At 60.3% G+C, this 11221-nt stretch carries 10 protein-coding genes; 5 read left to right on the top strand and 5 right to left on the bottom strand.

The genetic code is table 11. The features are described 5' to 3' along the window. Positions 1-26 precede the first annotated feature (26 nt). The 5 genes from ACOYXE_RS07215 to ACOYXE_RS07195 all read left to right on the top strand — a co-directional run bounded on the left by ACOYXE_RS07215 (position 27) and on the right by ACOYXE_RS07195 (position 5260). A complete protein-coding gene (locus ACOYXE_RS07215) occupies positions 27-545 on the top strand; it encodes a GNAT family N-acetyltransferase (RefSeq protein WP_460928395.1) in 519 nt (172 codons plus the stop codon). Positions 546-745: 200 nt separating this feature from the next. Beyond that, complete coding sequence (locus tag ACOYXE_RS07210) at positions 746-1924, top strand: MFS transporter (protein ID WP_160057943.1); 1179 nt, start codon at positions 746-748, stop codon at positions 1922-1924. 157 nt (positions 1925-2081) lie between these two features. Further along, the gene (locus ACOYXE_RS07205; RefSeq protein WP_160057944.1) at positions 2082-2768 is read left to right on the top strand and encodes an HPP family protein; all 687 of its coding nucleotides are present in this window, start codon (positions 2082-2084) and stop codon (positions 2766-2768) included. A 230-nt stretch (positions 2769-2998) separates the two neighbouring features. Continuing rightward, the gene (locus ACOYXE_RS07200; protein ID WP_460928393.1) at positions 2999-4105 is read left to right on the top strand and encodes an enoyl-CoA hydratase/isomerase family protein; all 1107 of its coding nucleotides are present in this window, start codon (positions 2999-3001) and stop codon (positions 4103-4105) included. Between the two features lie 3 nt (positions 4106-4108). Then, positions 4109-5260, top strand: coding sequence for an acyl-CoA dehydrogenase family protein (locus ACOYXE_RS07195; protein ID WP_064390160.1), 1152 nt, complete (start codon positions 4109-4111; stop codon positions 5258-5260). A gap of 226 nt (positions 5261-5486) precedes the next feature. On the opposite strand, the gene ACOYXE_RS07190 is transcribed toward ACOYXE_RS07195, so the two are convergent. From ACOYXE_RS07190 to ACOYXE_RS07170, 5 genes are all read right to left on the bottom strand, one after another. After that, positions 5487-6260, bottom strand: a complete 774-nt coding sequence (locus ACOYXE_RS07190; RefSeq protein WP_160057946.1) for an enoyl-CoA hydratase — start codon at positions 6258-6260, stop codon at positions 5487-5489. Between the two features lie 16 nt (positions 6261-6276). Then, on the bottom strand, positions 6277-7404 hold the full coding sequence (locus ACOYXE_RS07185) for an acyl-CoA dehydrogenase (RefSeq protein ID WP_160057947.1): 1128 nt from the start codon (positions 7402-7404) through the stop codon (positions 6277-6279). Positions 7405-7546: 142 nt separating this feature from the next. Further along, positions 7547-8740 (bottom strand): acetyl-CoA C-acyltransferase, encoded by a 1194-nt coding sequence (locus ACOYXE_RS07180; RefSeq protein ID WP_460928390.1) that lies wholly within the window; start codon positions 8738-8740, stop codon positions 7547-7549. A gap of 12 nt (positions 8741-8752) precedes the next feature. After that, positions 8753-9514, bottom strand: coding sequence for an SDR family NAD(P)-dependent oxidoreductase (locus ACOYXE_RS07175; RefSeq protein ID WP_160057949.1), 762 nt, complete (start codon positions 9512-9514; stop codon positions 8753-8755). A gap of 16 nt (positions 9515-9530) precedes the next feature. Next, positions 9531-11195 carry an AMP-binding protein gene (locus ACOYXE_RS07170; RefSeq protein ID WP_160057950.1) on the bottom strand — a complete coding sequence of 555 codons (1665 nt, stop codon included), beginning with the start codon at positions 11193-11195 and terminating at the stop codon, positions 9531-9533. Between the last annotated feature and the right edge of the window lie 26 nt (positions 11196-11221).

Raw genomic sequence — 11221 nt, 5'->3', positions numbered from 1 at the left:
TCTAGACCGACAGGATGCGCCTCAACATGACCTTCGACGTACGCCGCGCCAGCCTTGCTGACGCGGTTGCCCTCCCCGCGATCGAGCGTTCGGCAGCGCAATTGTTTCGTCTTGATCCGCCGTTGGCGTGGCTGGCTAATGCCGAGGTACTCGATGCTGCCCGACATCGGCAGGCCATCGAACAGGCGTACGTCTGGGTTGCTGAAAATAGCGATGGGCAACTGACTGGATTTGTTCGTGCTGTAGACATCGATCAGCACCTGCACATTGAGGAGCTCTCCGTCAGTCAGGCTTTTCAAGGACAAGGCATGGGTCGTGCACTGGTTGCGGCCGTCATTGAACAAGCGCGCGCGATGCAGTTGAACTCAGTGACGCTGACCACTTTTCGCGATCTGCCGTGGAATGCGCCGTTTTATCAGAGGTTGGGGTTTGTCGAGTTGACGCATGCACACACCGATCGCCATTTGCGCGATGCGCTGCAAGCCGAGGTCCTCTTCGGCTTTCCCGCAGAGCGCCGCTGCGCGATGCGCCTGCCCCTTTCCTGAAGACAACACAAATCCCCTGTAGGAGTGAGCCTGCTCGCGATAGCGTCTGCACATTCAACACTTCATTGGCAGATCTACCGCTATCGCGAGCAGGCTCACTCCTACAGAGGAAATGCGGTGTGGCAGCTTGACCGGTGATGGCCGCCCGGTAAGGATGGCGTACCCCCGCCAGGCATTTGAAATAAGGACATTGACCCTTCGTGGCCACCTACTCGCGCCTCATCCGCCGGTTGATGATCAGCTCGCTGACCGTCGTCATCAGCCGCGCCCTGATCAGCCCACTGCTGACGCTGTTCCTCAGCAACAAGCTCGGCCTCAACCCGCAAGATGTCGGTCTGCTGCTGGGCATTGCGGTGTTCAGCGCCACGTTGTTGTCGCTGTACGGCGGTTACATCATTGATCGGCTCGACAAACGCCAGTTGCTGATCCTGACCATGCTTTCCAGCGGTATCGGTCTGATCCTGCTGACCTTCGCGCAGAATCTGTATCTGGTCACCCTGGTGCTGATCATCAGCGAAACGGCGTCGGCGCTGTTCCTCATCTGCTCTAAAGCCATCCTCAGTGAAAACCTGCCGGTGGGCCAGCGGGTCAAGGCGTTTTCCCTGAACTACACGCTGACCAACATCGGTTACGCCGTCGGCCCGATGATTGGCGTGGTGATTGCCGGCGTTCAGCCGTCAGCGCCGTTTATCGTCGCGGGCGCGATTGCCATCGGCAGCATTTTTCTGCTGTTCGGTGCCGCGCGCGAAGTGAACCCGGTCGCCGCGGTCGCTCAGCCACAAAGTTTTCTGAAAACCCTGATCATCCTGAAAAACGACCGCACGATGATTCTGTTCACTCTGGGTTGCCTGCTCAGCACGCTGGTGCACGGGCGTTTCACCCTGTACCTGTCGCAATACCTGCTGGTGACCCACACCCAGCAACAAACGCTGGACACCATGGCCGCCCTGCTCGCCTGCAACGCGGTCACGGTGATTCTGTTGCAGTACCAAGTCGGCCGATTACTCACCCGGGAGCACCTGCGCCACTGGATCGCCGGCGGTACCGCGTTGTTCATCATCGGCCTGATCGGCTTCAGTCTGGCCGACAGTCTGGTCGGTTGGTGCGTGGCGATGTTCATCTTCACCTTGGGCGAGATGATCATTTACCCGGCCGACTTTCTGTTTGTCGACACCCTCGCCCCGGAAGAACTGCGCGGCAGCTATTACGGCGCGCAGAACCTCGCAGCGCTGGGCGGTGCGGCGAGCCCGGTGATGTGCGGGTTTCTGCTGATGCACACACCCGCGCCGAGCATGTTCTACGCCTTGAGCGCACTGGCGGCGGTGGGCGGCTATTTATGCTTTGTGAGTGGCCGCCGCGTCGCTTCAATACAAAATTAATGCACTAAATATGCATTAATATGAATTTGTCAGCATCGAGTTTGCCCGGCACACTGTGCACGTTCCTCCCCCAATGTTGGAACGCTTCGAGGGCTTTCCGGATATGCCGGACAAGTCCTTTTTTTTGCCTCGAATTTGCTGCAAGGATCGGATTCACATGCTCGCTCGCTGGTTGCCCGCCGCCATCAATACCCGCCCGACCGAATGGAGCCGCGCCGCCATCGGCATGGCCTTGGGCACGTTGTTCAGTGTGTGGTTGTGTGCACAAGTATTCGGCCATGAAGTCGCCTATCACCTGATCGGTCCGCTGGGCGCCTCGGCCGTGCTGCTATTTGCCGTGTCCTCCGGTGCTCTCGCTCAGCCGTGGTCGATTCTCGGCGGGTATTTATGTGCCGGCGTTGTCGCATTGCTGGTCGCTCACGTGCTCGGCCGGACCCTTGGCAGCGCGTGTCTGGCGGCGGGCATGGCGCTGATTCTGATGTGCTGGCTGCGTTGCTTGCATCCGCCCGCTGGCGCGTTGGCCCTGACGCTGGTGCTGGCGGATCCCGCGACCATCGCCCTGGACTGGAAAGCCATGGAACCGGTGATGCTCGGCGCGGCGTGCATGCTGCTCAGTGCCCTCGCCTACAACAACCTGACACGGATTCGTTATCCGAAACGTCCGGCTGAACCGGCACCGCTGGTGGCCCCGGTCGACAGTCAGGCGATCACCGCTGAAGACCTCAAACTGGCGTTGGCCGACATGGAAGCCTTCATCGACATCACCCCTGAAGACCTCGAACAACTGATCCACGCCAGCGAACTGCACGCCAAGCGCCGCAGCATTACCCAAACCTTCCGCTGACTCCGTGTAGGAGCTGCCGCAGGCTGCGATCTTTTGATCTTTAAAATCAAAGTCAAAAGATCGCAGCCTGCGGCAGCTCCTACATGAGCGCGCACATTTTCGACCAAGGTAAAAACGCAAACTCCCCCTGCGAATATCCCGGTTGTACAGGGCAAATTTGCACTGTTACGATCGGCTAACGCTCGCGCGCGAGCTTCTCGAATAAAGACAATAAAAGCAGGGAGTTACTGATGACAGCTCAGGCTTCATCCCCGCGGACCCCGTCCATGGATGCCACGCAAAACGAAGTGCTGGCCGAGGTTCGCAACCACATCGGTCACCTGACCCTCAACCGCCCCGCCGGTCTTAATGCCATCACCCTCGACATGGTGCGTTTGCTGCAGCAGCAGCTCGACGCCTGGGCGACTGACGCCGATGTTCACGCGGTAGTCCTGCGCGGTGCCGGTGAAAAAGCCTTCTGCGCCGGTGGAGACATTCGCTCGCTGTACGACAGTTTCAAAAGCGGCGACACGCTGCACGAAGATTTCTTCGTCGAGGAATACGCCCTCGACCTGACGATTCATCACTACCGCAAACCGGTATTGGCGCTGATGGACGGTTTCGTCCTCGGCGGCGGCATGGGCCTGGTGCAAGGCGCCGATCTGCGCGTGGTCACCGAGAAGAGCCGACTGGCGATGCCGGAAGTGGCCATCGGTTATTTCCCCGATGTCGGTGGCAGTTATTTCCTGCCGCGCATTCCCGGTGAGCTGGGGATTTATCTGGGCGTCAGCGGCGTGCAGATCCGTGCCGCCGATGCGCTTTATTGCGGGCTCGCCGACTGGTACCTGGACAGCAGCAAACTGGCGCTGCTCGACGAAAAATTCGATCAGATGGAATGGCAGGAGACACCGCTGAAGGCGCTGCAAAACCTGCTGGCCAAACACGCCGTGCAAACCCTGCCCGATGCTCCGCTCGAAGCCTTGCGCCCGGCCATCGATCATTTTTTCGCCCTGCCGGACGTGCCGAGCATGGTCGAGCAATTGCGCGCGGTGACCGTCGCCGACAGCCACGAATGGGCGACCACCACGGCAGACTTGCTGGAAACCCGCTCGCCGTTGGCCATGGCCGTTACCCTGCAGATGCTCCGTCGTGGCCGACACTTGAGTCTGGAGCACTGCTTCGCGCTGGAGCTGCATCTGGATCGTCAGTGGTTCGCCCGTGGCGACCTGATCGAAGGCGTACGCGCCCTGCTGATCGACAAAGACAAGACACCTCGCTGGAACCCGCCGACCCTCGCTGCGCTGGACGCAGAGCATGTCGCGAGTTTCTTCCACGGTTTTCCTGAGAGCGGGAGCTGAGCCATGCACGATCTCGAACTGACTGAAGAACAAGTGATGATCCGCGACATGGCCCGGGACTTTGCCCGTGGCGAAATCGCACCGCACGCGCAGGCTTGGGAAAAGGCTGGCTGGATCGACGATGCGCTCGTCGCGAAAATGGGCGAACTCGGTTTGCTCGGCATGGTGGTGCCTGAGGAATGGGGCGGCACCTACGTCGATTACGTCGCCTACGCCTTGGCCGTGGAAGAGATTTCCGCCGGTGACGGCGCGACCGGCGCGTTCATGAGCATCCACAACTCGGTCGGCTGCGGCCCGGTGCTCAACTACGGCAGCGAAGCACAGAAACAGACCTGGCTGGCGGATCTGGCCAGCGGGAAAACCATCGGCTGCTTCTGCCTGACCGAACCACAGGCCGGTTCCGAAGCGCACAACCTGCGCACCCGCGCCGAACTGCGTGACGGCCAGTGGGTGATCAACGGCGCCAAGCAATTTGTCAGCAATGGCAAACGCGCGAAGCTGGCGATCGTGTTTGCGGTGACCGATCCGGATCTGGGCAAGAAAGGTATTTCGGCGTTTCTGGTGCCGACCGATACCGCCGGTTTTATCGTCGATCGCACCGAACACAAGATGGGCATCCGCGCTTCTGATACCTGCGCGGTGACGCTGAATAACTGCAGCATCCCCGAGGCCAATCTGCTGGGTGAGCGCGGTAAAGGTCTGGCGATTGCCCTGTCCAACCTCGAAGGCGGACGTATCGGTATCGCGGCTCAGGCGCTGGGTATTGCTCGTGCGGCATTTGAAGCGGCGTTGGTGTATTCGCGTGATCGCATCCAGTTCGGCAAACCGATCAATGAGCACCAGAGCATCGCCAACCTGCTGGCCGATATGCACATGCAAATCAACGCCGCGCGGCTGATGATCCTGCATGCAGCGCGTCTGCGCACGGCGGGCAAACCTTGCTTGTCCGAGGCTTCGCAGGCCAAGCTGTTTGCTTCGGAAATGGCCGAGAAGGTCTGCTCGTCAGCGATTCAGATTCATGGCGGGTATGGGTATCTGGAGGATTATCCGGTCGAGAAGTACTACCGCGATGCGCGGATTACCCAGATCTATGAAGGCTCGAGCGAGATTCAGCGGATGGTGATTGCGCGGGAGCTGAAGAACTACCAGTTGTAATGGTGTTGGCCCCTTTCCCTCTCCCCAGCCCTCCCGAAACGTCGGACCGCCCAGAGGGAGAGGGAGCCGACCGAGGTGTCTGGCGTTATACATCGACCTGGAAGATTGTGTCGATTATGGATTCATTAAAGCACTTTCAGGTCGGCGTATATCTAAAGCATCCCCCAATCAGTCCCCTCTCCCTCTGGGAGAGGGCTAGGGTGAGGGGCTTTTCGCTTTTGCCGCATTACTTGCCTTGGAATGCCGCCTCACGCTTGGCAATAAACGCCGCCATCCCTTCCTTCTGATCCTGCGTGGCAAACGCCGCATGGAACACCCGACGCTCGAAGCGAACGCCCTCAGTCAGGTTCACTTCAAAGGCACGATTCACGCTCTCTTTGACCATCATCGCAATCGGCAGCGACTTGCTGGCAATCACCGCCGCCACTTTCAGCGCTTCGTCCAACAACTCATCACTCGGTACAATTCGCGCAACGATGCCGCAACGCTCGGCTTCCACCGCATCGATCATGCGCCCGCTCAGGCACATCTCCATGGCTTTCGCTTTACCCACGGCGCGGGTCAGACGCTGGGTGCCGCCCATGCCCGGCAGCACGCCGAGGTTGATTTCCGGCTGGCCGAATCTGGCGTTGTCGCCAGCCAGAATGAAGTCGCACATCAACGCCAGCTCACAGCCACCACCGAGGGCAAAACCGTTAACGGCGGCGATGATCGGCTTACGGCGATTGGCCACGCGATCGCTGTCACTGAACAAGTCGTCCATGTAGATCTGCGGGTAAGTCAGTTCGGCCATTTCCTTGATGTCGGCGCCGGCGGCGAAGGCCTTTTTCGAACCCGTGAGGACGATGCAACCGATGTTCGCATCGGCTTCAAGTGCATCAAGAGCCTGGTTCACTTCGCTGACCAGTTGCGCATTCAGCGCGTTCAACGCCTGCGGACGGTTGAGGGTAATCAAGCCAACGCGGCCATGGATTTCCAGCAGAATGGTTTCGTACGTCATGAATAAAAATTCCTTCTTAAAGATTGCGCGAAATGACCATGCGCTGAATATCGCTGGTGCCTTCGTAGATCTGGCAGACGCGCACGTCGCGGTAGATGCGCTCCAGCGGGAAGTCGTTGAGGTAACCGTAACCACCGAGCGTTTGCAACGCCATTGAACAGACCTTTTCGGCCATTTCCGAAGCGAACAGTTTCGCCATGGAGGCCTCGACCAGCGCCGGTTGGCCGCTGTCACGCAGGGCCGCCGCGTAATGCACCATCTGCCGGGCGACGGCAATTTGCGTGGCCATGTCGGCCAAACGGAATGCCACGGCCTGATGCTCGATGATCGGTTTGCCGAAGGTGTCGCGCTCACGGGCGTAATCACGCGCCGCTTCAAACGCCGCGCGGGCCATGCCCACCGATTGCGAAGCGATGCCGACACGGCCGCCTTCAAGGTTGGCCAAGGCGATTCTGTAGCCCTCGCCCTCTTCACCCAGGCGGTTGGCCACCGGCACTTGCACATCTTCGAAAAGAATCTGACAGGTGTCGGAAGCGTGCTGGCCGAGTTTGTCTTCGACGCGAGCGACTTTGTAGCCCGGCGAATCGGTCGGCACGATAAACGCGCTGATGCCGCGTTTGCCGGCACTCGGATCGGTCACCGCAAACACAATCACGATCCCGGCGTTTTGCCCGGAGGTGATGAACTGTTTGCAGCCGTTGAGCACGTAGTGATCGCCTTCCAGCCGTGCACGGGTTTTCAGGCTGCTGGCATCGGAACCGGCTTGCGGTTCGGTCAGCGCAAATGCGCCGAGCATGGCGCCGCTGGCCAAGGGTTTGAGGAAGCGTTCGCGCTGATCGTCGTTGCCGAACTTGAGGATCGGCACGCAGCCGACCGAGTTGTGCACGCTCATGATCGTCGAGCAGGCGCCGTCGCCGGCGGCGATTTCTTCCAGGGCCATCGCGTACGCCAGGTAACCGGTGTCGCAGCCGCCCCACTGTTCCGGCACGAGCATGCCGAAGAAGCCCAGCTCAGCCATATGACCAATGGCTTCCTTGGGGAAACAGTGCTCGCGATCCCATTCGGCGGCGAACGGTTTGAGTCGTTCCTCGGCGAACTGCCGGGCCATGTCACGGATCTGGGTTTGGTCTTCGTTGGGAATCATGGTGAATCCTTAAATATCAGTCGCACCGCTTTCCCTGTAGGAGTGAGCCTGCTCGCGATAGCGGTGGATCAGACAGATCATTATTGACTGAAAAGACGCTATCGCGAGCAGGCTCACTCCTACAAGGGGATTGGTGTTGGGCTCAGTAAAGGCATTCCACGGCCATGGCCGCGGCTTCGCCGCCGCCGATACAGATCGCTGCGATGCCGCGTTTGTGCTTTCTCTGGCGCAGGGCCGACAGTAGCGTCACCAGAATCCGCGCCCCCGATGCACCGATCGGGTGACCCAAGGCACAGGCGCCACCATGCACATTCAACTTGTCATGGGGGATTTCCAGATGCGTCATCGCCGCCATGCCGACCACGGCAAACGCTTCGTTGACCTCGAACAGATCGACGTCACCCAGCGACCAACCGGTTTTCTTGATCAGTTTCTTGATCGCACCAATCGGCGCCACCGGGAACAAGCCCGGAGTATCAGCGAACGCGGCGTGGCCATGGATCACCGCCAGCGGTTTCAGTCCGAGTTTCTGCGCCTGCGACTGACGCATCAGCACCAGCGCCGCCGCACCGTCAGAAATCGAACTGGAGTTCGCCGCCGTCACCGTGCCGCCTTCACGGAATGCCGGTTTCAGCGAGGCGATTTTGTCGAGTTTGGCTTTCGGTGGCTGCTCGTCGTGGCTGATCAGTACCTGCTCTTTGCCGACGGTCACGGTCAGCGGGACGATTTCGTCCTTGAAGCTGCCGTCCTTGATCGCCTGCTGCGCGCGGGTGGTCGAGGCGATGGCAAAGGCATCCTGCGCTTCACGACTGAAGTGGTTGGTCTCGGCGCAGTCTTCGGCGAAGGTGCCCATCAGGCGGCCCTTGTCGTAAGCGTCTTCAAGGCCGTCGAGGAACATCGAGTCAAGCACGCGACCATGGCCCATGCGGTAACCGGCGCGCGCGCGATCCAGCAGATACGGCGAATTGGACATGCTTTCCATGCCACCGGTGATCACCACATCGGCACTGCCAGCCAACAGCATGTCGTGAGCGAGAATGGTGGTTTCCATGCCCGAGCCGCACATCTTGTTGACGGTGGTGCAACGGGTCGATTTATCCAGCCCGGCGCCCAGCGCAGCCTGACGTGCAGGTGCCTGGCCGAGCCCGGCAGGCAGCACACAACCGAACAGCACTTCATCGACCGAGTCGCTGGCGACACCGGCACGTTCCACTGCGGCTTTGATCGCCGCAGCGCCGAGTTGCGGTGCAGTGAGGCTTTTCAGCTCGCCCTGAAAACCGCCCATGGGCGTGCGCACGGCGCTAACGATAACAATCGGATCGTTGGAAATGGTCATGACAAATCCTCCTTACTTGGCGGCCATGCGCAAGGCGCCGTCGAGACGGATCACCTCGCCGTTGAGCATGCTGTTTTCGATGATATGCCGAACCAGCGCGGCGTACTCGGCAGGCTTGCCCAGACGTGGCGGGAACGGTACGCCGGCGGCCAGCGACTCGCGGACTTCCGGGGTCATGCCGGCCATCATCGGCGTTTCAAAAATGCCTGGGGCGATGGTCATCACGCGGATGCCGAAACGCGCCAGTTCACGGGCAGCCGGCAGGGTCAGGCTGGCGATCGCGCCTTTCGAAGCAGAGTACGCCGCTTGGCCGATCTGGCCGTCGAACGCCGCGACAGATGCAGTGTTGATGATCACACCGCGTTCGCCATCAGCGTTTGCCTCGGATTCAGCGATGGCCGCAGCGGCCAGACGCAGCATATTGAAGCTGCCGATCAGGTTGACGTTGATCACTTGCGCGAAGCTGCTCAGCGCATGTGGGCCGCTCTTGCCGAGGATCTTCTCGCCACGGACGATACCGGCGCAGTTGACCAGACCGTTGAGGCTGCCAAAGGCTTTGACGGTAGCCTGCACGGCAGCTTCAGCGGCGGCTTCGTTGCTGATGTCGGCGACCACGCTTTGCGCGCCAAGACGCTGAGCCTGAGCGGCGACGGCTTCGGCATTCATGTCCACCAGCATCACTTTGGCGCCGGCACTGACCAGCAATTCAGCGGTAGCGGCACCCAGGCCGGACGCGCCACCGGTGACGATAAAAACCTTGTTCTCGATCTGCATGACTGTTTCCTTCGGTTCAAGCTGAAACGTTGTGCGCCGCGGCCTCTTGAGCCTTGGCGATTTCCTGGTTGCGCAAGATAAAGCGCTGCAATTTGCCACTCGGGGTCTTGGGCAATTCGCTGACAAATTCGATTTCACGCGGGTATGAATGCGCGGCCAGACGTTTGCGCACGTGTTGGCGCAATTCTTCGGCCAACTCCGGCGCGGCGCGGTATTGGGCGCTCAGCACCACGAAGGCTTTGACCAGTTCGGTGCGCTCCGGATCGGGTTTGCCGACCACCGCCGCTTCGACCACTGCCGGGTGCTCAATCAATGCACTTTCAACATCAAACGGACCGACGCGGTAGCCCGACGTGGTAATCACGTCGTCGCTGCGGCCGACGAAGCTGATGCTGCCGTCCGGGTTCCATTCCACGGTATCGCCACTGAGGTAGTAATCGCCGACGAACGCCTTGGTGGGCGCGCCTTCGTAACCGCCAAACCAGCACATCGGCGATTGCGGGCGGTCGATGGCGAGAATGCCGGGCTGGCCGACGCCAAGTTCTTTGTATTGCTCATCGAGCACAACAATGCGGTGGCCAGGCGAGGCGAAACCGGCCGCACCGAGATGAACCGCGTGGTCGAGGCCGTGGTGGTTGCACAGCACCATGCCCAGTTCGGTCTGGCCGTAATGGTCATGAATGACCACGTCGAGGTTGTCGGCGAACCAGCGGATCACTTCCGGGTTCAGCGGTTCGCCGGCACTGCTGACGATGCGCAATTTGCCTTTGATCGAGTTGGCGAACTCGTCGCCGCCGGCAATCAGCAAGCGGTAAGCGGTTGGCGAACCGGTGAGGTTGGTGATGCCGTATTTGTTGATCACCCGGCAGGTGCTTTCGAGGGTGAACGGGCCATCGTAAAAAGTGATCGGGTGCCCCATCGACAACGGGCCGGTGACGCCGAAATAAATGCCGTAGGCCCAACCCGGATCGGCGACGTTCCAGAACGAATCTTCCGGGCGCAGATCGACGGCATCACGGGTGTAGCTCTGGAACGCGACGATGGCTTTGAGCGGTACCGACAGCGCTTTCGACGGGCCGGTGGTGCCTGAGGTGAACATCAGCAAAAACGGGTCTTCACCGCTCAGTGATACCGGTTCGCAGACGCTGGAATGGTTGGCCAGTTCGGCCCAGAAACTGAAGTCGCCACGGACAATGCCCTGGCCTTTCGCGCCGCCAACGGTGACGAGTGTCGGACAATCGGCGACTTCAGCGAGTTTCGGCCGGTTGACCGCGTCAGTGACCACCACTTTGGCGCCTGAGCTGTTCAGGCGATGTTCAAGGGCTTTTGGGCCGAACGCGGTAAACAGCGGCTGATACACCGCGCCGATGCGCCAGGTGGCGAGCACAGTGATGAGCAATTCGATGTTGCGTGGCAGCAGACCGGCGACCTTGTCGCCCTTCTGCACGCCCTGGGCGAGAAGGAAATTGGCGAAACGCGCGGCTTTGTCCTGCAGCTCGCAGAAAGTGTACGTCGCACTGGCGCCATCGCGGCCTTCCCAGAACAGCGCAATGCGCCCCGGCAAGGCATGGCGGTCGCAGCATTCGACGCAGGCGTTGAGCGCCGCAAGCGTACCGCTGAGCGCGGCATCCACGGTGTGCTGATAGTTGAACTGTGCGGTGGCAGACAAGTAATCGCGCATTGCCAGAATCCCTCTGTTTTTTATTA

The sequence above is a fragment of the Pseudomonas sp. MC6 genome (assembly GCF_054790575.1).
Note: the sequence above shows the minus strand (reverse complement) of the source record. Positions and strands in the feature narration are given on the sequence as shown.